This window comes from Streptomyces sp. NPDC002564, assembly GCF_042889645.1.
Taxonomy (GTDB): Bacteria; Actinomycetota; Actinomycetes; order Streptomycetales; family Streptomycetaceae; genus Streptomyces.
On sequence record NZ_JBIARE010000002.1, the window covers coordinates 205729 to 227683 of the forward strand.

Annotated in this window: 12 protein-coding genes; 5 read left to right on the plus strand and 7 right to left on the minus strand. The window is 74.5% G+C overall.

Annotation, left to right across the window (positions count from 1 at the left end):
- Positions 1 to 88: 88 nt before the first annotated feature.
- Positions 89 to 949, plus strand: a complete 861-nt coding sequence (locus ACFYXE_RS07750; RefSeq protein WP_389310054.1) for an ANTAR domain-containing protein — start codon at positions 89 to 91, stop codon at positions 947 to 949.
- Entirely contained in the window at positions 946 to 1701 is a 756-nt protein-coding gene (locus ACFYXE_RS07755) for an ANTAR domain-containing protein (protein ID WP_389310057.1), read from the plus strand. Before ACFYXE_RS07750 ends, ACFYXE_RS07755 begins: the two co-directional genes overlap by 4 nt.
- Positions 1702 to 1734: 33 nt before the next feature.
- Here the strand turns inward: ACFYXE_RS07755 and ACFYXE_RS07760 are convergent, their stop codons facing one another.
- From ACFYXE_RS07760 to ACFYXE_RS07785, 6 genes are all read right to left on the minus strand, one after another.
- The gene (locus ACFYXE_RS07760) at positions 1735 to 2772 is read right to left on the minus strand and encodes a fatty acid desaturase family protein (protein ID WP_389310059.1); all 1038 of its coding nucleotides are present in this window, start codon (positions 2770 to 2772) and stop codon (positions 1735 to 1737) included.
- Positions 2773 to 2958: 186 nt separating this feature from the next.
- Positions 2959 to 4158 carry an SRPBCC family protein gene (locus ACFYXE_RS07765; RefSeq protein ID WP_389310062.1) on the minus strand — a complete coding sequence of 400 codons (1200 nt, stop codon included), beginning with the start codon at positions 4156 to 4158 and terminating at the stop codon, positions 2959 to 2961.
- Between the two features lie 171 nt (positions 4159 to 4329).
- Entirely contained in the window at positions 4330 to 4647 is a 318-nt protein-coding gene (locus ACFYXE_RS07770; protein WP_389310065.1) for an acyl carrier protein, read from the minus strand.
- A 31-nt stretch (positions 4648 to 4678) separates the two neighbouring features.
- Complete coding sequence (locus ACFYXE_RS07775; RefSeq protein ID WP_389310068.1) at positions 4679 to 7132, minus strand: type I polyketide synthase; 2454 nt, start codon at positions 7130 to 7132, stop codon at positions 4679 to 4681.
- Between the two features lie 111 nt (positions 7133 to 7243).
- Positions 7244 to 8173 carry an alpha/beta fold hydrolase gene (locus ACFYXE_RS07780; protein ID WP_389310071.1) on the minus strand — a complete coding sequence of 310 codons (930 nt, stop codon included), beginning with the start codon at positions 8171 to 8173 and terminating at the stop codon, positions 7244 to 7246.
- 96 nt (positions 8174 to 8269) lie between these two features.
- Complete coding sequence (locus ACFYXE_RS07785) at positions 8270 to 9136, minus strand: methyltransferase domain-containing protein (protein ID WP_361174963.1); 867 nt, start codon at positions 9134 to 9136, stop codon at positions 8270 to 8272.
- A 281-nt stretch (positions 9137 to 9417) separates the two neighbouring features.
- On the opposite strand from ACFYXE_RS07785, the gene ACFYXE_RS07790 reads away from it, so the two are divergent.
- Positions 9418 to 10953: a DHA2 family efflux MFS transporter permease subunit gene (locus ACFYXE_RS07790; RefSeq protein ID WP_389310074.1), complete on the plus strand. Its 1536-nt coding sequence runs from the start codon at positions 9418 to 9420 to the stop codon at positions 10951 to 10953.
- Between the two features lie 13 nt (positions 10954 to 10966).
- Positions 10967 to 11542 carry a TetR family transcriptional regulator gene (locus tag ACFYXE_RS07795; RefSeq protein WP_361174969.1) on the plus strand — a complete coding sequence of 192 codons (576 nt, stop codon included), beginning with the start codon at positions 10967 to 10969 and terminating at the stop codon, positions 11540 to 11542.
- A 291-nt stretch (positions 11543 to 11833) separates the two neighbouring features.
- Here the strand turns inward: ACFYXE_RS07795 and ACFYXE_RS07800 are convergent, their stop codons facing one another.
- Positions 11834 to 12610, minus strand: a complete 777-nt coding sequence (locus ACFYXE_RS07800; RefSeq protein WP_361179987.1) for an alpha/beta fold hydrolase — start codon at positions 12608 to 12610, stop codon at positions 11834 to 11836.
- Between the two features lie 308 nt (positions 12611 to 12918).
- On the opposite strand from ACFYXE_RS07800, the gene ACFYXE_RS07805 reads away from it, so the two are divergent.
- Positions 12919 to 21951 carry a beta-ketoacyl synthase N-terminal-like domain-containing protein gene (locus ACFYXE_RS07805; protein WP_389310078.1) on the plus strand — a complete coding sequence of 3011 codons (9033 nt, stop codon included), beginning with the start codon at positions 12919 to 12921 and terminating at the stop codon, positions 21949 to 21951.
- Positions 21952 to 21955: the final 4 nt, after the last annotated feature.

The window sequence follows — 21955 nt, forward strand, 5'->3', positions numbered from 1 at the left end:
GTCCCGCCCCGGCCGCGCGGAGCACCACCCGTGACTGCAGGGAGCCGGACGTGCCGACCTTGCGATACGCCCCACCGAGGTGCCACCCGTGGGCCTCGCCGTGAGCCATGACCGGATCATGGGAGTGCTGCGCCTGCTGGAGGGCGACGGCTGGTCCGACGGCGCTCCCCACGCGGTCGTCGCCGCCGCCGAGGTGCTGGAGGTGGACGGGGTCGCCGTGTGCCTGAGCGCCGACGAGACCGGAGCCCTCGAAGCCATGTGGTTCTCGCACCCCGCCGCGCGCGCCTTCAGCGATCTGCAGTTCACCTGCGGCCAGGGGCCGAGCCTGGACAGCATGCGGTACTGCTCGGTCGTGCGGGTCGACGACCTGGCCACCGTGCGGGAGGACCGCTGGCCCGCCCTGACCGCCGTGGACACGGGGCCGGTGCGAGGGGTCTTCTGCTTCCCGCTGCGCATCGGCGCGCTGCGGATCGGGGTCCTGACCCTGCTGCGCACCCACCCGGGGCCGCTGACCGGAGTGTCCAACGAGGACGCCGACCTGTTCGCACGCGCGCTGACGCGCTACTGCCTGGGCCAGAGTCCGTCGGGCCGCTCCACCCGCGCGGGCCCCGGCCCGCCGGCCGCGGACGCCGTCCCGCCGGACGGGCCCCCCGCGGGAGGGTCCGGGGCCGGGTTCGCGCTTCCCGGATTCCTGGACGCCGCGGACAGCCTGGAGCGGGCCGAGATCCACCAGGCCACGGGCATGCTCAGCGCCCAGCTGCGGATCGGTCTGGCCGACGCGCTGGTGCGTCTGCGGGCGCATGCGTACACCAGCGGCCGCCCCCTGGACGACGTGGCGCACGCCGTCATCGCCCGCCGCCTGAGGCTGGGCAGCGACTCCCTGGACAGCCGTCTCACCGATATCGACGACGAACCCGACGCTCCCGATCCGGAGGACCCGCCCGCATGAACCGCGACCGACTCCTTGCCACCGTCTTCGTGGAGATGGCCGACTCGCTCACAGCGGAGTTCGACGTCCTGGACTTCCTGCACCGCCTCTGCTGCCACTGCACGGACCTGCTCAACATCCAGGCGGCCGGCGTCATGCTGGCCGACGCCGACGACGCCCTGCGCGTGCTGGCCGCCTCCGACGAACACACTCGGCTGCTCGAACTGTTCGCGCTGCACCACGTGGAGGGTCCCTGCCAGGAGTGCTACCGCACCGGCAGTGCCCGTACCGGCATCGACCTCACCACCGGCGCCGCCACCCGGAACTGGCCCCACTTCACCCCGGCCGCCCTGCAGAGCGGACTCGCCGGTGCCAACGCCCTCCCCCTGAGGCTGCGGGGACGCAGCATCGGCGTGCTGGGGCTCTTCCGGTCGTCCCCGCAGCCGCTGGAGGCCTCCGACATCGCCCTGGGGCAGGGCCTGGCCGACGTGGCGACCATCGCGCTCCTGCAGCAGCGCACCATCATGGCCGTCGAGACCGAGCGCGACCAGCTCCAGCACGCGCTGCACAGCGGCATCGCCGTCGAACAGGCCAAGGGGATGCTCGCGGAGCGCTGGAACACCAGCCCCGACGCGGCCTTCCGTACCCTGCGGGCCTATGCGCGGTCGCACGGGCGCTCGCTCGTCGACCTCGCGATGGGCATCACGGCGGGAACGTTCGACACCCTCGCCCTGCCCGCACCGGCCGGCCCGCCCGCCCCCTCCGGCTCATGATCACCGGCGGGCGCGGGGAAGGCCGTCGAGGGCTCAGGAGTCCGGGTGCCGCAGGGGCTCCCCGGCCGCGTGCAGGCTCCGCAGCGCCTCCCGGTAGGAGGCGAGCAGGCCCGTCTCCGCGTGGGGCACCCGGGCGTCCCGGCAGTACGCCCGCACGATGTCCTGCGCCCGGCGCAGGTGAGGGGTGGGCATCTGCGGGAAGAGGTGGTGCTCGATCTGGTAGTTGAGGCCTCCCAGCATGAGGTCGGTGAGACGGCCGCCGCGCACATTGCGCGAGGTGAGGACCTGGCGCCGCAGGAAATCGGGCCGGTCCTTGCCCGCGAGCAGCGGCATCCCCTTGTGGTTGGGGGCGAAGACGGAGCCCAGGTAGAGACCGAACAGGCACTGGTGGACGAGGAGGAACGCCACCGCCTTGCCCGCGGGGAGGGTCAGGAACAAGGCGCCCGCGTACAGGGCGAGGTGGCCGAGCAGCAGAAGCGCTTCCGTCCTGCGGCGCCTGAGCGTCCGGTCCGCCAGGGAGCGCAGGCCTGCGGCGTGCAGATTGAACCCTTCGAGCGCCAGCAGGGGAAAGAAGAGGTAGGCCTGTCGCCGCCCCACCAGCCGCGGCAGCCAGCCCTGCGCCCGTCGGGCCTGGCCCGCGCTCCAGAGGAGGATGTCCGGTCGCACGTCCGGGTCGAGGTCCTCGTGGTTGGGGTTGGCGTGATGGCGTGAGTGCTTGTCCTGCCACCACCCGTATCCCATGCCGATGCCGAGGTTTCCCAGCAGGCGTCCGGCCCGGGCGCTCGTCGCGCGCCGCCGGAACACCTGGAGATGGGCGACGTCGTGCGCCAGGAGCGCGACCTGGCCGAACACGAAGGCAAGTGCCGCCGCCGTGGCCAGATTCCACCAGCTGTCCCCGACCCGCGCGAAAGCCGCCCAGGCCAGGACGTAGCCGGACAGGACCAGGGACGTGCGGGTCAGGTAGTACCCGGGGCGTCGGGCCAGCAGCCCGGCGGCCTTGATCCTCTTCGACAGAAGAGTGAAGTCACTCCCCGGGCGGCGTACGGGTGCGGTCGGTGCGGATTCGGGCATGTTCCCGGCCTTTCGGAACCGTCAGCGACCGGCGCACGGATGCGTGTGCGGCAGCCTCCGCAGGTGTCCTGCACGGGTGGCTGCCGCGTCGCCGGATCGGATGAGCTGTCCGGGGCTGGGGACAGAGAGTGGTGAGCCAAACGTTCTTCGGTGGAGAACTCCGCGCGTTCTCCCGGCGCGGGGCCGTCAGGAACGGGCGTAGCGCCGGGAGTTCCTGCGGTCCGGCTGCTTTTCGTCGCCCTTCTCGGAGTCCACGACGTCGTCCTCGGGGTCGGGATCCTCGGGGTCCTCCCTCGCGGCTTCCCCGTCCTCGTCCGGGTCGTCGTCCGGGTCGGCTTCTTCGGCCTCGGCCGCGTCGTCGTCGTATTCCTCGTCGGTCCCGGCGGTGGCCTCGTCGGCGTCCTCGTGTTCGTCGGCGTCCTCGTCGGCGTCCTCGTGTTCGTCGGCGTCCTCGTCGGTCTCGGCGTCTTCGTCGGTCTCGGCGGTGGCTTCGCCGGCGTCCTCGTGTTCGTCCTGGCCGTCGAGTTCGTCCTGTTCGCGCTGTTCCTCTTCCTCGGCCACGGCGTCCTCGTGGGTGCGCACGACCTCGCCGTCGCGGATCTCGCCGCGCCAGCCGTCGCTCGCCTCACCGCGTATCGAGATGTGCCGGGCGTAGTTCTTGAGGTCCAGGCGGGCCCGGCGGCCCTGGGCGCGCCAGATGTTGCCGGTCTTCTCGAAGAGTCCCTTGGGGTAGTACTCGATGATCAGCAGGACCCGGGTGATGTTGTCGCCCAGCGCGTGGAAGGTCACCACGCCCTTGGTGGTGCCCTTGGCGCCCTCCGAGGTCCAGGTGATCCGCTGGTCGGGCACCTGCTCGGTGGTGTGCGCCTTCCAGCTCCGGCTGGACCAGAACACCTTCAGCTGCCAGTCCGAGTCCGTGTCGCCGGCCACCGAGGCGCTCTTGACACCCTTGGCGAACGTCGAGAACTCCTGGTACTGCGTCCACTGGTCATAGGCGTCCCGCAACGGCACACCCACATCGATGGACTCCAGGATCACCGTGGGCTTCTGCCCACCCCCACCCTTGCCCTTGCCCTTGCCGCCCGACCCCGTGAACAGGCCCTTCACCTTGTCCTTGAGGTGACCGGCGCCGACCTCCAGGGCCGTGCGTGCCGGGCTCTTGCCCTCGGCCAGCTTGCGGCCGCTGTCGAGCGCGAGCTTGAGGGGCCCGGGGCTCGCCCCCTCGGCCATCGAGGTGAGCTTGCCGGCTCCCGAGCTGACCTTCTGTCCCGCCCCCACCGCGAGCCGCTGGACCTGGGCCATGAGGTAGGCCTGGGCCTCCGACTTGAGTTTCTCGACGGCTGGCCCCCCGGCGACCTGGGCGAACGCATTCTGCTTCGCGGGCATCGCACTTCTCCTTGCTCCGGGTGGTGCCGGATGTGTGCTCCGCCGGGTATCCCGTGCCGCGCCGCCAAAACGGCCTGCGGCGCACAGGTGTTCGTCGTGGTGCCGCGCATGTTTGTGCCCCCGGAGCGCCGTGCGGCCGGGGGCGGGGTCGTGCGGGCGGCGCCGGGGTGCCTACGCCGAGGTGTGGGCCAGCTCCTGGCCGAGGTGGTGGGCCAGTTGGGCGGGCGTGGGGTTCTCGACGATGGCGACCATCGCGATCTCCATGCCGGTCAGCGACATCAGGGTCTTGGTCAGCTCCAGGGCGGTGAGGGAGTTGAGGCCGTTCTCCAGGAAGTTGCTGTCGTCGCTCAGGGCGGTGTTCAGGAGGGTGCCGGCCTGCGTGCGGATGGTCTCCGTGAGGAGCCGCTCGCGCTCTTCGGGGGTGGCCGCGGCGAGCTGCTTCTCGAGCGCGGTGGCGTCCTGGCCGGGGGTGTTGTCGGTGCTGGTCATGAAGGCTCCTGTGTGAGTGGGTCGGGACGTGTCACACCGCGGTGCGGGTGGTGTGGTCGTGCAGCCAGTAGCGCGTGGCCTGGAAGGGGTACGTCGGGAGGTCCACGGTCCGCGGCTGCCGCGCGGGCCGGACGAGGGGCGCCCAGTCGACCGTGCCGCCCCCGGTGTGCAGCCGGGCCAGCGCGGTGAGCAGCGCGTGGGCGGCGGGGGTCGCCGGGTCCGGGGAGAGGGAGCCCGGGGCGAGGACCGTGTGGGTCTCGGGGGGAGGGGTCGCCGCGGCGGGGGAGGTGAGGTGGTGGTGCCAGTAGGCGGGCGAGGCGAGGGGGGTGTCGGCCGGGGCGGTGCTGGTGAGGGCGAGCGTGGCGGGCCGGAGGTCGAGCTGCCGCAGGACCGGCTCGTACGTGTCGGGCGTCGGCTGCCCGCCCTCGGCGGTGGCGGTGGCGTGGGCCGCGGCCAGGCGGCAGGCGTCGTCGAGGGTGAGGACCCCGGCGGCGTACGCGGCGACGATGTGACCGACGCCGTGCCCGGTCACGGTGTGCGGGTGGACCCCGGCGCCGAGCAGCAGCCGGGCCAGCGCGGCATGGACCGCGAAGCGCAGCGGCTCCGCGTGCTCCGGCCGGGCGGAGCCGAAGGGATCGGCGGGCAGAGGGGCGGCCAGGTGCGGGGCGAGGAGTGCGCGGGCCTCGTCGAAGGTGGCGGCGAAGAGGGGGAAGGCCGCGTAAAGACCGGCGCCGGTCGATGCGTCGGAGCGGGGGTCGGCCGGGCCGCCGAAGTGCCAGGCGAGCTTTTTGGGGGCGGCGTCGGGCGGGGTCACGACCAGGCCGGGGTGGTCCTCGCCCGCCGCCAGTGCGCGGGCTGCCGCGAGCAGGTCCGCCGCGTCCGTGCCGAGGAGGACGGCACGGTGTTCCAGGGGGCTACGGGTGGTGGCGAGGGAGTACGCCACCTCGGCGGGGTCCGGCGCGGGGTCGGTGGCGGCGAGGTGGCCGACGAGGGCCTCCGCCTGCGCCCGGAGCGCTTCGGGGGTCCGCGCGGAGAGGGCCCAGGCCACGGGGCGGTCGGGCGCCGCGGCGTCGCGGTCTGTCTCCCCGGTGCCGGGGGCGGTGTCCGCGGCGGCGGGTGTCTGCGGGGCCGGCGGCTCCTCGAGGATCAGGTGGGCGTTGGTGCCCGAGGTGGCGAAGGCGGAGAGCCCGACCCGGCGCGGCTCCTCGCGGCGGGGCCAGTCGACCGCCTCGGTGAGCAGCCGGACCCCGCCCTTCTTCCAGGAGGCCAGCGGCGTGGGCCGGTCGACGTGGAGGGTCCGGGGCAGCGTGTCGTGCCGGAAGGCCTGCACCATCTTGATGAGCGCGGCGGTCCCCGCGGCGCCCTGGATGTGCCCCGTGTTGGACTTGACGGAGCCGAGCCACAGCGGCCGGTCGGCGGAGCGGCCCGCGCCGTACGTGGCGAGCAGCGCCTGGACCTCGATGGCGTCGCCGATGGGTGTGCCGGTGCCGTGCGCCTCCACGGCGTCGACCTGGTCCGGGGCGAGCTGCGCGTCGGCCAGCGCGGCGCGGATCACGTTCTGCTGGGAGGGGCCGTTGGGCGCGGCGAGGCCGTAGCCGCCGCCGTCCTGGTTCACCGCGGAGCCGCGGATGACGGCGAGCACGGGGTGGCCGTTGCGCTGTGCGTCGCCGAGCCGTTCCAGCAGGACGAGGCCGACGCCTTCGCCGAGGCCCATGCCGTCCGCCGCCGCCGCGAACGACTTGCACCGGCCGTCCGCGGCGAGGGACTTCTGGTGGGCGAAGGCGTGGAAGGTGTGCGGTGTGGACATGATCGTGCCGCCGCCGGCCAGGGCGAGGCGGCACTCCCCGCGGCGCAGCGCCTGACAGGCCAGGTGCAGGGCGACCAGGGAGGACGAGCAGGCGGTGTCCACGCTGATCGCGGGGCCCTCGAGGCCGAGGGCGTAGGCGATGCGGCCGGAGACGAGGCTGCCGGACGTGCCGCCGCCGAGGTAGGGCAGCAGGTCGTCGGGTGCCGTCTCCAGGCGGGTCGCGTAGTCGTGCCCGGTGGCACCGACGTACACGCCGGTGAGGGTGGAGCGCAGGGTGTGCGGGGCGATGCGGCCGCGCTCGACGGCCTCCCAGGCGAGGTGGAGCATGAGGCGCTGCAGAGGTTCGGTGGCCACGGCCTCGGTCGCGCCGATGTCGAAGAAGCCCGCGTCGAAGCCGGCCGCGTCGTCCAGGAAGTTGCCGAGCTTCGGGTACTCCGCGTCCTCGGGGAGGTCCCAGGCGCGGTCGTCGGGGAAGCCGGTGACGGCGTCGCGCCCCTCGGACACCAGGTCCCACAGGTCGTCGGGGGAGTGGGTCCTGCCGGGCAGCCGGCAGGCCATGGAGACCACGGCGATCGGCTCGTTCCGTGCGGCCTTGAGCTCGCGCAGCTGTTGCTGGGTCTGGTGCAGCTCGGCGGTCGTCCACTTGAGGTATTCGACGAGCTTGTCCTCGTTCGCCACGGGAATGGCCAGCCTTCCTGTTCTCGCGCGTGAAGCCTCAGGCGGGACGGTGCGGGCAGGAACGGGCCGCACGCTGTCCCCGCCAGGGTTGCCGCGGCTGCTTAAGCGGGTCTAACCCCTGCCTTGCCGCCGGGACTCGGGCGGCACGACCCGGGCCGCCGGCCGGTCCACCGGCGGCGCGTCGACGTCGTGGGCGAGCCGCAGCAGGTCGGCGGCGACCTCGTCGGGCGCCTCGGCGTGCAGGTCGTGCTCGGAGCCGGGGTACCAGTGGACATCGGCTCGGTCCAGGGCGGCCTCGGCGGCGGCCACCCAGGCGCGCACCTGGTCGGCCAGCCGGGGCACCGCCGGGATGATCGGCAGCAGCCGGACCGGCACGGTGATCTTGCGGTACCAGTCGACGGGGGCCTCGCGCTGCAGGCTCGCGACGATCGACATGACCTGCTCCGAGGTCATCCGGGGGACGAGCAGGCCGTCGGGCCCGACGCGGTAGTCCGAGAGGCGCGCCTCGATGGAGGTCGACGACCAGGTGGGGTGCATCGCCCGCAGGTAGGCGCCCATGTCCCGCGCGCTGGTGGTGCCCTCCTGCGCGCGCCGGACCACCTCGGCGGTGCGTTCCCAGATGGTCCGCATCACCGGGCCGTCGAACTCGTACCAGCCGCCGTCGACCAGGACGAGCCCGGACACCAGGTCGGGGTGTTCGGCGGCGAGCCGCTGCGCCAGGTGCGCGCCCCAGGAGTGCCCGGCGATCAGGGGGTCCGCCAGGCCCAGCGCGGCGATGACCTCGACCAGGTCCTCGACGACGGCGGCGTTCTCGTACCCGTCCGCAGGGGTGTCCGACTCGCCGTGACCGCGGTGGTCGACGGCGTACACCGGGTGTCCGGCGGCGGCCACCCGGTCGGCGACGTCGTCCCACATCCGGGCGTTCGACAGCATGCCGTGCAGCAGCAGGTACGGGCGGCGGGCGGCGCCCGGTCCGGCCGCCGGCCGATGCCTGACGTTGAGGGAGACGGACGCCGACACGGGGATGCGGAAGGTCTTCACAGACGGGCCCCTGAACTGGGAGAGCGGAGCGGGCGAGGCGGGTGCCCCGGGCCGGCCGGGCGCCGTGGCGCGCGGCCGGTGGCCGGTGCGGCACGGTCAGGGGCGCTGCGCGGTGGCGAAGATGTACCCGAGCTCGGGCATCTTGCCGAGGGCCGCCTGGTTGTGCAGGAAGAGCTCGTACCCCTCGACGCCGATGATGTCGACGTACTCGTCCCGGTGGGCGCGGATCCACTCGACGTAGCCGTCGTAGGTCTTGGCCGTCTCGGCGGTGATGTCGGTCAGTTCGAGGACCGTCCAGCCGGCCGCGCGGAAGATGTCGGGGTAGTCCCCGATGTCGGTGAGCGCGGCGTAGATGGTGGTGTCGCTGACCGTGGCCGTCCGTGCCGCGCCGGGGTCCGGGTTGAGGTAGACCATGTCGGCGATCGGCATCCGGGCGCCGGGCTTCACGACGCGCAGGGCCTGGGTGAGGACCTGCTGCTTGTCGGGCATGTGGAGCATGGACTCCAGGGCCCAGCAGTGGTCGAAGGACCCGTCGGCGAACGGCGGGTTCATGGCGTCGACCTGCTCGAACCTGACCCGGTCGGCGAGGCCGGCCTCGCGCGCCCTGCGGTTGCCGCGCTCGACCTGGCGGGCGCTCACCGAGATGCCGACCACCTCGACGTCGCGGGCGCGGGCCAGCTGCATGGCCGGGGTGCCGTTGCCGCAGCCGATGTCGAGGATGCGGTCGCCGGGGGCGGGATCGAGGCGGCGGATCATCTCGTCCGTCATCTGCACCATGGCCTGGTCGAAGGTGGCCTGCTGCGCGCCGCCGTCGAACCAGTAGCCGTAGTGCAGATTGCCGTCTCCGAGCTGGGTCATCAGGTCGAAGACCTTGTGGTCGTAGTAGTGGCCGATGTCGCTGGGCTCGGGGGCGACGGTCTTGTTCACCGTCGGGGGCTTCTTGGTCGTCGCGTTCTCCGTCACGACCTCAGCGTCGGGGCGCGGCGGGCGCGGTCACAACCCCACCCCTGCCCCTCAACAGCCCCTAGGACGGGGCCACCGGCACCCCTAGGACGGGGCCACCAGCACCCCTACGGCGGGGCCTCCGGCACCCCTAGGAGAGCGGCCCCGGCCACCCCTGGAGGGGCCTCGCGGGGGTGCCGCGAAGCCTTGACGCGTTCCATACGCGGCCGGTGGTAGCCGACCAAAAAAAGTGAGAGTACGCTCCGACTAGATATTGAGCTCTCTTTAGGAGGTCGACTTTCGTGTCAGCAGAACTCGGTGCGCGGCGGTGGTGGGCCGTCGCGGCTCTCGTGCTCGCCTCGATGGTCGTGGGCTTCGACGTGACGATCCTGAGCCTGGCCCTGCCGGCCATGGCCGACGACCTGGGCGCGAACAACGTCGAGCTGCAGTGGTTCGTCACGTCGTACACGCTGGTGTTCGCGGCGGGCATGATCCCCGCGGGCATGCTCGGTGACCGCTTCGGGCGCAAGAAGGTGCTGCTCGTCGCGCTGGTCATCTTCGGCATCAGCTCGCTGGCCTGCGCCTACGCCACGGCGTCCGGCACGTTCATCGGCGCGCGCGCGGTGCTCGGCCTCGGTGCCGCACTGATCATGCCGACCACGCTCTCGCTGCTGCCGGTCATGTTCTCGGACGAGGAGCGGCCCAAGGCCATCGGCGCGGTCGCGGGCGCGGCGATGCTCGCCTATCCGCTCGGCCCGATCCTCGGCGGCTACCTGCTCAACCACTTCTGGTGGGGCTCGGTCTTCCTGATCAACGTGCCGGTCGTGATCCTCGCCTTCTTCGCGGTGTACGCCTGGCTTCCGGAGTCCAAGGCCAAGGAGGCCAAGCCGTTCGACGTGGGCGGCCTGGTGTTCTCCAGCGTCGGTCTCGCCGCGCTGACCTACGGCGTGATCCAGGGCGGCGAGAAGGGCTGGGGCGACGTCACCACGCTGGTGCCCTGCATCGGCGGTGTGCTCGCCCTCGTGCTCTTCGTCCTCTGGGAGAAGCGGGTCGCCGATCCGCTGGTGGACCTGTCGCTGTTCCGCTCCGCCCGCTTCACCTCCGGCACCGTGCTCGGCACCGTCATCAACTTCACGATGTTCGGCGTGCTGTTCACGATGCCGCAGTACTACCAGGCGGTCCTCGGCACCGACGCGATGGGCAGCGGCTTCCGACTGCTGCCGATGGTCGGCGGCCTGCTCGTCGGCGTCACCGTCGCCAACAAGATCGCCAAGGGGCTCGGCCCGAAGACCGCCGTCGGCATCGGCTTCGCGCTGCTGGCCGCCGGCCTCTTCTACGGCGCCACCACGGGCACCGACAGCGGCACCGGTCTGGCCGCCGCCTGGACCGCGGCGTACGGCCTGGGCCTCGGCATCGCCCTGCCGACCGCCATGGACGCGGCGCTCGGCGCGCTCTCGGAGGACTCCGCGGGCGTCGGCTCCGGCGTCAACCAGTCCATCCGAACCCTCGGCGGCAGCTTCGGCGCGGCCATCCTCGGCTCCGTCCTCAACTCCAGCTACCGCGGCAAGCTCGACCTGGACGGGGTGCCCGCGCAGGCGCAGGACGCGGCCAAGGACTCGGTCTTCGGCGGCCTCGCGGTGGCCCGCGCCATCAAGTCCTCCGCACTCGGGGACTCGGTGCGCTCGGCGTACGTCCACGCACTGGACGTCGTCCTCGTCGTCTCCGGCGGCCTCGGACTGCTCGGTGTGCTGCTCGCCGTGGTGTGGCTGCCGCGCCATGTTGGTCAGAGCAGCGCCAAGACAGCAGAATCTGAGCATGAAGCCGCAGACGCAGTCTGACCAGGCCGCATCAGTGCCTGGACTGAGAGAACGCAAGAAGGCCCGGACCAAAGCCGCGATCCAGCGGGAGGCGGTGCGCCTGTTCAGGGAACAGGGTTACTCCGCCACGACCATCGAGCAGATCGCCGAAGCCGCCGAGGTCGCCCCCAGCACCGTCTTCCGCTACTTCGCGACCAAGCAGGACCTGGTCTTCTCTCACGACTACGACCTGCCCTTCGCGATGATGGTCCAGGCCCAGGCGCCCGACCTGACGCCGATCCAGGCCGAACGCCAGGCCATCCGGTCCATGCTCGAGGACATCAGCGAGCAGGAACTGGCCCTGCAGCGCGAGCGGTTCGTGCTCATCGTCTCCGAGCCGGAGCTCTGGGGGGCCAGCCTGGGCAACATCGGCCAGACCATGCAGGTGATGAGCGAACAGGTGGCCAAGCGGGCCGGCCGCGACCCGGGGGACCCGGCGGTCCGCGCCTACACCGGGGCCGTGTTCGGCGTGATGCTGCAGGTCTCGATGGACTGGGCGAACGACCCGGACATGGACTTCGCGACCACGCTGGACGAAGCCCTGCACTACCTGGAGGACCTGCGGCCCTGACCGCGGGCCGGCCGGTGACACCCCACGAGGACGTCACCGGCCGGCCGCCGGGACGGGACCGCGGTCCCGCCCGTCACCGAGCGTCGTACGCGCGGGCCACCGGCCGGCGCGTACGACCCCCGCGCCCCTCACATCCCCCGCAGGGGCGCGGGGACCCACCGAAAGACGACCGCGCGCGGCCTGTCCCCCCGGCTGCCGCGTCCGGTCCAACCTGGCGTGCTCCGACTTCCCTCGGCGGAGCACGCCAGGGGCTTGTCCGGCTCCCCGGCGCGGGGGCGCGGGACCGCGGGGTCAGCGCCCCGCGGCCAGCGCGGCGGCGACGACCCCCGCCACCTGCTGCTGGCAGGCGTCGAGGTAGAAGTGGCCGCCGGGCAGCACCCGGAGGTCGAACGCCCCGCTCGTCCGCTCCTGCCAGGTGGCGGCCTGCTCGGGCGACGTCCGGTCGTCACGGTCGCCGATCAGCGCCGTGATCGGACAGTCCAGGCGCTCGGGACCCGGCGCGTCGTAGGAGGCCACGGCCCGGTAGTCGGCCCGCAGCGCGGGCAGGATCAGGTCCTGCAGCTCGGGGCTGGTGAAGAACCGCTCGTCGGTGCCGCCCATCGCCCGCAGGTGCGCCAGGATGTCCGCGTCGGCGAGCTCCCCGGTCCGCCCCGCCGGACGGTAGGCCCGCGCGAGCCCCCCGGACACGAACAGATGCACCGGCAGGCCGGGGCCGTCCGGCCCCCGCAGGCGCCGCGCCACCTCGAACGCCACGATGGCACCCAGGCTGTGCCCGAACAGCGCGAACGGCTTGCCGTCGGCGGGCAGTTCGGCCACCACACCGTCGGCGAGCCCGGCCACCGACTCGAGACCCCGCTCCGTGTGCCGGTCCTGCCGCCCCGGGTACTGCACCGACACGACCTCGACACCGGGCGCCAGCAGCCCGGAGAGGCCGAAGTAGTAGCTCGCCGAACCGCCCGCGAACGGGAAGCAGACCAGCCGCACCGGCGCCGACGCGGCGTCGTGGTAGCGGCGCAACCACACCCCGGTCCCGGTCGTCTGCGGTGCCTGCGCCGTGCCCCTGTCCATCGCTCTCCCTCTCGTTCCCCTGGACCGCGGCGCTCCGCCGGGCCCGCCCCGAGGGCACACGGCCGCGGCCCGCGGCGGCGTCGTCGGGCCGCGCGGCCGGGGGCGGAACGGGTGCCGCTCGCCCCCGATGCTGGCCGCAGGGCATAGCGCCGGGCTAAAGCGGCGAACGGCTAGCCGGGGTTTGGTTGGCCTTTAGAGAGCCCGCTCACGATGAGCCCGGTACTCGTAGCGATCTCCGAAATCGGACCGGGAGCGCCGTTGATGTTGTGTGGCAGCCAGTTGTTCCGCGCCCGACCGCAGCTGACGTGATGGCCACGTCCCCCTCCGGCACGGGCGACCTCCCCGAGCCGATCGCGGTCGTCGGGATGGCCTGCCGCCTGCCCCGGGCATCGGATCCGGCCGCCTTCTGGGAGCTGCTGAGCGGCGGCGCGAGCGGTGTGCGCGACACCCCGCCCGCGCACCGGCGGACCGACTCCGGCCTCAGCGGCCCCGGCGGATACCTGGACCGCGTCGACGGCTTCGACGCGTCCTTCTTCGCCGTGAGCCCGCGCGAGGCCGTCGAGATGGACCCCCAGCAGCGGCTGCTGCTCGAACTGAGCTGGGAGGCCCTGGAGGACGCGGGCATCCGGCCGCCGGACCTCGCGGGCAGCCGCACCGGCGTCTTCGTCGGCGCGTTCTGGGACGACTACGCCCGCGTCCTGGACCGCAGGCCGGAGGGCGCCGTCACCCGGCACACCCTGACCGGCGTGCACCGCGGCATCCTCGCCAACCGCGTCTCCTACGCCCACCATCTGGCGGGGCCGAGCCTGACCGTCGACACCGCGCAGTCGTCCTCGCTCGTCGCCGTCCACCTGGCCTGCGAGAGCATCCGGCGCGGCGAGTGCGAGGCCGCGTTCGCGGGCGGCGTCAACCTCATCTGCTCACCGCACTCCACCGAGCTCGCTGCCGCCCGCTTCGGCGGCCTTTCGGCCACCGGCCGCTGCCACACCTTCGACGCGCACGCCGACGGGTTCGTGCGCGGCGAGGGCGGTGGCCTCGTCGTGCTCAAGCCGCTCGCGGCGGCCCGGCGCGACGGCGACACCGTGTACTGCGTGATCCGGGGGAGTGCCGTCAACAGCGACGGCGCGACCGACGGACTCACCCTGCCCAGCGGCCCGGCACAGCAGGACGTCGTCCGACTCGCCTGCGCCCGGGCCGGTGTGACGGCCGATCAGGTTCAGTACGTCGAACTGCACGGCACCGGCACCCCCGTCGGCGACCCCATCGAGGCCGCCGCGCTCGGCGCCGCCATCGGGCAGGACGCGGCGCGCACCGTTCCGCTCGCCGTCGGCTCCGCCAAGACCAACGTCGGCCACCTCGAAGCGGCGGCCGGCATCGTCGGACTGCTCAAGACGGCGCTGAGCATCCACCACCGGCAGCTCCCGCCGAGCCTCAACTTCACCGCCCCCCACCCGGACGTGCCGCTGGCCGACCTGGGCCTGGCGGTCCAGCGGGACCTGGCCGACTGGCCGCGCCCCGGGCAGCCGCTGATCGCCGGCGTCTCCTCCTTCGGCATGGGCGGCACGAACAGCCACCTGATCCTCGCCGCGCCGCCCGAGCCGTCCGAGTCGCCCGAGCCGTCTGAGCCGTCCGAGTCGTCCGAGCTGTCCCAGCCGTCCGAGCCTTCCGGGGCCGTGGCCGGGACGACCGCCGAGGGCCGCACGCCCGCCCGCCCCGCGTCCCCCACCCCGTGGCCGGTCAGCGCCCACAGCGCCCCCGCGCTGCGCGCCCAGGCGGCCCGACTGCGGGCCCACCTCACCGACCGCCCCACCGGGCGACCCGGAGACCGTCCCGGCGACCGACCCGACGCCGACGCCCGCGCGGGCCTCGACGCCGCGCGGATCGGCCACGCGCTCGCCACCACCCGCGCGCCCCTCGCCCACCGTGCGGTCCTGCTCGGCGGCGACATCCCCGAGCTGCTCGGTTCCCTGGACGCGCTGGCCGAGGGCCAGGACAGCGGCTCCGTGCTGCGCGGCGAGGCGGACGGCGACGGCGGGATGGCCTTCCTCTTCAGCGGCCAGGGCGCCCAACGCCTCGGCATGGGAAGGGAGTTGTACGCGACCTTCCCCGTCTTCGCCGACGCCCTCGACGAGTCCTTCGCCGCCCTCGACGGCCATCTGGACCGCCCGCTGCGCGACCTCGTCCTCGGCGAGGGGGACGAACACCGCGCCCTCCTCGACCGGACCGCCTACACACAGCCCGCGCTCTTCGCCTTCGAGACGAGTCTGTACCGCCTCGCCGCCTCCTTCGGCCTGCGCCCCGACTTCGTCCTCGGCCACTCGGTCGGCGAGATCGCCGCCGCGCACGTCGCCGGTGTCCTCTCGCTGGCGGACGCCGGCACCCTGGTCACCGCCCGGGGACGGCTGATGCAGGCCGTGGCGACGCCCGGGGCGATGGCCGCGTGGCAGGCGAGCGAGGAGGAGGCCGCCGAACTCCTCGCCGGGCACGAGCAGCACGTCGCCGTCGCCGCCGTCAACGGCCCCCGGTCCGTGGTGATCTCCGGCGACCTCGACACCGTCGGCGAACTCACCGCCCGGTGGCAGGAGCGCGGTCACAAGGCCCACCACCTGAAGGTCAGCCACGCCTTCCACTCCCCGCACATGGACCCCGTCCTGGGCGAACTGCGCGCCGTCGCCGCGGGCCTGACCTTCCACGAGCCGGTCGTCCCCGTCGTCTCCGACGTCACCGGACGCCTTGTGACGGCCGCCGAGTACGCGGACCCCGACTACTGGGCGCGGCACGCGCGCCGCCCCGTGCAGTTCCTCGCCGGCGTGCGGACGCTGTGCGAGCAGGGAGTGCGTACCTTCGTCGAGCTCGGCCCGGACGCCCCGCTGTCCGCCATGGCCCGCGAGTGCTTCCCCGCCTCCACGGAGCCGGGCCGCCCGAGGCCCGCCGCGCTGGCCGCCTGCCGTCGCGGGCGCGACGAGGCGACCACGTTCCTGACCGCCCTCGCGCAGGCCTACGTCCGCGGCGCCGACGTGGACTTCACCGCGGCCTACGGCGACCTCGGCCCGGGCCGCGCGAGCCTCCCCACGTACGCGTTCCAGCGCGAGCGGTACTGGCCCGAGGACACCGCACCCGTACAGACCGCACCCGTACAGACCGCCCCCGTACACCCCCTGCAGACCGCCCCCGCACACCCCGTAGAAGCGGACGCCCCCGACGAAGAGCGGGCCGCCGAGCCGACCGCGCCGGACGCGTCCCCGCAGCGCGGTGTGCGGGCCGAACTGGCCGCGCGGCTCGCCGCGCTCTCCGTCGCCGACCAGGAACGCACCCTGCTGGGCCTGGTCGCCCGGCAGGTGGCCGTCGTGCTCGGAGCCGCCTCCGGCACGGTCGGGACCGCCCGCACCTTCAAGCAGTCGGGCTTCGACTCGATGGCCGCCGCCGAACTCAGTGAACGCCTCGGCGCGGCGACCGGCCTCGCGCTGCCCGCCACCCTCACCTTCGACCACCCCACCCCCCTGGCGGTCGCCGCGCACCTGCGCGCCCGACTCGTCGCGACGCCAGGACCGGACGCCCCGACCGCCCCGGAGCCCGCCCCGGCCGCCGACGACGATCCGATCGCCGTCGTCGCCATGAGCTGCCGCTACCCGGGCGGCGCGGGCACGCCCGAGGACCTGTGGCGGCTGATCGCCGACGGCACCGACGCCATCGGCGCCTTCCCCACCGACCGCGGCTGGGACCTGGAGCGGCTCTTCCACCCGGACACCGCCCGGTCCGGCACCAGCTCCACGCGACGGGGCGGCTTCCTCCACGACGCGGCCGACTTCGACGCCGAGTTCTTCGACATCAGCCCGCGCGAGGCGCTCGCCGTCGACCCGCAGCAGCGCCTCCTCCTCGAATGCGCCTGGGAGGCCTTCGAGCGCGCGGGCCTGGACCCGCGGACCCTCAAGGGCAGCCCCACCGGCGTGTTCGTCGGCATGACCGGACAGGACTACGGTCCCCGGCTCCACGAGCCGTCCCAGTCCACCGACGGCTATCTGCTGACCGGCAGCACCCCCAGCGTGGCCTCGGGCCGCGTCGCGTTCAGCCTCGGCCTGGAAGGGCCCGCCCTGACGGTCGACACGGCCTGCTCCTCGTCGCTGGTCACGCTGCACCTCGCCGCCCAGGCGCTGCGCCGCGGCGAATGCGACCTGGCGCTGGCCGGGGGCGCCACCGTGCTGGCCACCCCGGGCATGTTCACCGAGTTCTCGCGTCAGCGCGGCCTCGCCCCCGACGGCCGCTGCAAGCCGTTCGCGCAGGCCGCCGACGGCACCGGGTGGGCCGAGGGCGTCGGCCTCGTCCTCCTGGAACGGCTCTCCGAGGCGCGGCGCAGGGGCCACGACGTCCTGGCACTGATCCGCGGCTCCGCGGTCAACCAGGACGGCGCGAGCAACGGCCTGACCGCCCCCAACGGACCCTCCCAGCAGCGCGTCATCCGCGCCGCGCTCGCCGACGCCGGGCTGACCGCGGACGAGGTCGACGCGGTCGAGGCGCACGGCACCGGCACCACGCTGGGCGACCCCATCGAGGCGCAGGCCCTGCTCGCCACGTACGGCCAAGGCCGTTCCCCCGAGCGGCCGTTGTGGCTCGGTTCGGTCAAGTCGAACATCGGGCACACCCAGGCCGCCGCCGGAGTGGCGGGCGTGATCAAGATGGTGCTCGCGCTGCGCCACGGCCTGCTGCCCGCCACCCTGCACGTCGACGAACCGAGCGGCCACGTGGACTGGTCGACGGGCGCCGTGCGGCTGCTCACCGAGCCGGTCGCCTGGACGCCGGGCGCGCGCCCGCGCCGCGCCGCCGTCTCGTCCTTCGGCATCTCCGGCACGAACGCGCACCTGGTCATCGAGGAGGCGCGGCAGGACGCCGAGACGGCACCGACACCGGACGCGCCCGCCGAGGACCCGCCGCACGGCGCCGCGGTGCCGTGGGTGGTCTCCGGACGCACCGCCGACGCGCTGCGCGCACAGGCCCGTCGCCTCGCCGGGTGCGTGTCCGACGGTCCGGCCGCCGACGCCTCCGCGGCCGCCCTGGGCCGCGCGCTCGTCACCACCAGGTCGCCGTTCGAGCACCGCGCCGTCGTCGTGGGCCGGGACCGGACGAGCCTGACCGCCGGACTCGCGGCGCTGGCCGCCGGCGAGGCGTCCCCGGACGTGGTGTCGGGCATCGCCGGGGACGTGGGCCCCGGACCCGTCCTCGTCTTCCCCGGCCAAGGGTCGCAGTGGGTGGGCATGGGCTCCCAACTCCTCGGCGAATCACCCGTGTTCGCCCGACGCATCGCGGAGTGCGAGCAGGCGCTCTCCGCGTACGTGGACTGGTCGCTGACCGGCGTGCTGCGCGGGGACGGCGGCGAACTGTCCCGGGTCGAGGTCGTCCAGCCGGTGCTGTGGGCCGTCATGGTCTCGCTCGCCGCCGTCTGGGCGGACCACGGCGTCACCCCCGCCGCGGTCGTCGGCCATTCGCAGGGCGAGATCGCCGCAGCCGTCGTGGCCGGGGCGCTCACCCTGGAGGACGGCGCCAAGATCGTGGCCCTGCGCAGCCAGGCGCTGCGCAAGCTCTCGGGCGGCGGCGCCATGGCCTCCCTCGGCGTCGGACAGGAACAGGCCGCCGCGCTCGTCGCCGGGCACCCCGGAGTGGGCATCGCCGCCGTCAACGGCCCCTCGTCCACCGTCGTCTCGGGCCCGCCCGAGCAGGTCGCCGCCGTCGTCGCCGACGCGGAGGCGCGCGAGCTGCGCGGCCGCGTCATCGACGTCGACTACGCCTCGCACAGCCCGCAGGTCGACGTCATCACCGACGAACTCACCGGCACTCTCGCGGGGATCCGTCCGGTCGCCGCCCCGGTGGCGTTCTACTCGGCCGTGACCGGCACCCGCATCGACACCTCGGGCCTCGACACCGCGTACTGGGTGACCAACCTGCGCCGCCCGGTCCGGTTCGCCGACGCCGTCGGCGCGCTCCTCGCCGACGGCCACCGCGTCTTCATCGAGGCCAGCAGCCACCCGGTCCTCACCCTCGGACTCCAGGAGACCTTCGAGGAAGCCGGATCCGACGCCGTCACCGTCCCCACGCTGCGCCGGGAGGACGGCGGCCTCACCCGCCTGGCCCTCTCCCTCGCCCAGGCCTTCGGCGCCGGGTGCGCGGTCCGCTGGGAGAACTGGTTCCGCGCCGCCGCCCCGGCACCCGGCGCTTCCCGACCGCCCGTCCCGGCGCTGCCCACGTACGCCTTCCAGCGGCGCCGCTACTGGCTGGAGGCCGCCACCGGCACGCAGGACGCGGCCGGCCTCGGGCTCGCCGCGGCCGGGCACCCGCTCCTCGGCGCCACCACCGCACTCGCCGACGGCGACGTGCACCTGCTCACCGGCCGCGTCAGCCGCCACAGCCACCCCTGGCTCGCCCAGCACACGCTCTTCGGCACCCCCGTCGTGCCCGCCTCCGTCCTCGCCGAGTGGGCGCTGCGCGCCGCCGACGAGGCCGGGTGCGCGGGCGTCGACGAGCTCACCCTGCGGGCCCCGCTGGTGCTGCCCGACTCGGCGGGGCTGCAGGTCCAGATCGTGGCGGGCCCGGCCGACGCGGCGGACGGCCACCGGGAGGTCCACGTCTACGCCCGCCCGGACGACGAGGCCGCTCCGGGCGAGCCGGGCGCGCCCTGGACCTGCCACGCCGCCGGCCGGCTGGTCGCCGAGGCCCCGCGGACCGCGGCCGACGCACCGGACGCCGACGCACCGGACAGGGCGTGGCCGCCGTCCGGCGCCGAGCCCGTCGACCTGGACGGCTTCTACGACCGGGCCGCCGGGACGGGGGTCGGCTACGGGCCCGTGTTCACCGGGCTGCGCGCCGTGTGGCGGCGGGGTGCCGAGCTGTACGCCGACGTCGTCCTGCCCCAAGAGGCCCCGGACGCGGCCGGGTTCGGCATCCACCCGGCCCTCCTGGACGCCGCACTGCACCCCGCCCTGCTCGGCGGGCGCCCGGCAGGCGACGGCCAGGTGTGGCTGCCCTTCGCCCTGACCGGGGTGTCCTTGTGGGCCACGGGAGCCACGTCCGTACGCGTCCGACTGTCCCCGGTGGGCGACGGATCCGGCGACACGGCGGGAGACTCCCACGCACAGAACGCCAACGGACAGAACGCCAACGGACAGAAAGCCCACGGGCAGCCTGGCCCGGACGGCCCGCAGGCCGGGCAGACCTGGCGCATCCGCGTGAGCGACCCCACCGGTGCCGATGTCCTGACGTGCGAGGGCCTGGTCCTCGTCGCGGCGGACTCCCGGCACCTGCGTGCCGTGAGCAGGCGCACCTCCGACCTGTACGCGCTGCGGTGGACTCCGCTGCCCGCCGCGGACGGCGCCCCCGACACCTCGGGCTGGCTCACCCTGGGGGAGGACGGGCTCCCGGACCTGGATGCCCTCGGCGCGGCCCTCGACGCCGGGACCCCGGTCCCGCCTGTCGTCCTCGCCGCCGCGCCGACATCCGCCACCGGCGACGAGACGGCCGACGCGCGGGCCGCGACGGAGCGCACCGCCGCCCTCGTCGCACGCTGGCTGGCCGACGAGCGGCTCGCCGACAGCCGCCTCGTGCTGCTCACCCGAGGTGCGGTCGCCGCGGTGGACGGGTCCGCGCCCGTCCCCACGGCCGCGGCGGTCCGCGGACTGATCCACCGGGCACAGATCGACCACCCGGGCCGCTTCCTCCTCGTCGACCGGGCCCCCGCCGACCGGGCCGGGCGACCGGACCCGGACCCGGACCCGGACACGCACCCGAACCCGGCCGCGGGGACCGGGCCCGCCACGGGCGCGGACTCCGCGACCGGCGACAGCCCCGCCGACGCGGCCGTGGCGCAGGCCGTCGCCACCGCGCTCGCCGCCGAGGAGCCCCAACTCGCCCTGCGCGACGACCGGACCCTGGCCCCCCGCCTGGTCGCGCCTGTGAGCGCCGCCGCCCCCGAGGAGACGTGCGCGCTCGACCCGGACGGCACCGTGCTGCTGGCCGCGTCGGCCGGCGCCTCGGTCGCCGACCTCGCCGCCCACCTCGTACGCGGCGGCCAGTGCGGGCATCTGCTGCTCCTCTCCGACGGAGGCGGCGACCCGGCATCGACCGTGGCCGAACTGGAAGGGCTCGGGGCCGACGTACGCGTCGTCGTCGGCGACCTGGCCGACACCGCCCTCGTCGGCGAGGCGGTCGCCGCCGTCGACGCCGCGCACCCCCTCACAGGAGTCGTCCACGTGGTGGCGGCAGGAGCCCCCGGAGTCCCGGCCGACGTCCCGTCCGCCGAGGAGTGGCGGGCGCGGGCAGGCGTCACGGCCGCCCTGCACGCCGCGACCTTCCACCTCCCCCTGGCCCTGTTCGCCGTGCTGTCCCCGGCGGGCGAGGTCCTCGGCATCCCGTCGCGCACCGCTGCCGCCGACGCCTTCCGCGAGGCCCTGGCCCTGCGGCGGCACGCCACCGGCACCACGGGACTCGCCCTGGCCCACGGCCCCGCCACCGCGCCCGGGCCGGGTGTCCGGGCGACCCCGCCCGCACACCTGCCCGCCCTCCTCGAAGCCGCCCGCGAACACGGCGGCTCGGCACTCCTCGGGGCCCGCCTCGCGCCGCACGCCCTGGCCGCCGAGGACCCGGCCACACTGCCCCCGGCGCTGCGCGCCCTCGCGGCGACCCGGGCCCCGGCCCGGCGTACCGCCGCCGACCGCACGCCGCCCACGGACTGGCCGGCCCGCCTGGCCGGCCTGTCCGCCGCCGAACAACTGCGCCTCCTCGTCGACGCCGTACGCGGCCACGCCGCCGCCGTCCTCGGCCGTACCGACCCCGGGGCGCTGCGCGGCGACGCCACGTTCAAGCAACTGGGCCTGGACTCGCTGACAGCCGTCGAGCTGCGCAACCGGCTCGTGCAGGACACGGGCCTGCGCCTGCCCACGGCCCTCGTCTTCCGCCACCCCACCCCCGCCGCCATCGCCACACACCTGCACGAGCGGCTGACCGGCGCCGACGCCACGCCCGCCGACCGGACCAAGGGAACACCCGCAGGAGCCGCCCTCCAGGCACCCGCGGGGCCGCCCGCCGTCGGCACCGTGCTGGGCGACCTGACCCGCATGGAGAACACCCTCACCGCGCTCGCCGCGCGGCTCTCCGACGGCGAGTCGGGCGAGATCACCCACCGGATCGAGACGCTCCTCGCCCGGTGGAGGACGACGACCGCCACGGCCGACGGCGACGACGGCGCCGGCGACCTGCTGAAGGCCGCGTCCGCCGACCAGATCTTCGACTTCATCGACAACGAGCTTGGTGTCGGGCCCGACACCTCGCGCGCGACCCCCACTCCGAAGGCCGGGTGACCTG

Coding starts and splice junctions, on each gene's coding strand:
- ACFYXE_RS07755 (WP_389310057.1), top strand. CDS start 946: ATGAACCGCGACCGACTCCTTGCCACCGTCTTCGTGGAGATGGCCGAC.
- ACFYXE_RS07800 (WP_361179987.1), bottom strand. CDS start 12,610: ATGGACAGGGGCACGGCGCAGGCACCGCAGACGACCGGGACCGGGGTG.
- ACFYXE_RS07805 (WP_389310078.1), top strand. CDS start 12,919: ATGGCCACGTCCCCCTCCGGCACGGGCGACCTCCCCGAGCCGATCGCG.
- ACFYXE_RS07760 (WP_389310059.1), bottom strand. CDS start 2,772: ATGCCCGAATCCGCACCGACCGCACCCGTACGCCGCCCGGGGAGTGAC.
- ACFYXE_RS07770 (WP_389310065.1), bottom strand. CDS start 4,647: ATGACCAGCACCGACAACACCCCCGGCCAGGACGCCACCGCGCTCGAG.
- ACFYXE_RS07765 (WP_389310062.1), bottom strand. CDS start 4,158: ATGCCCGCGAAGCAGAATGCGTTCGCCCAGGTCGCCGGGGGGCCAGCC.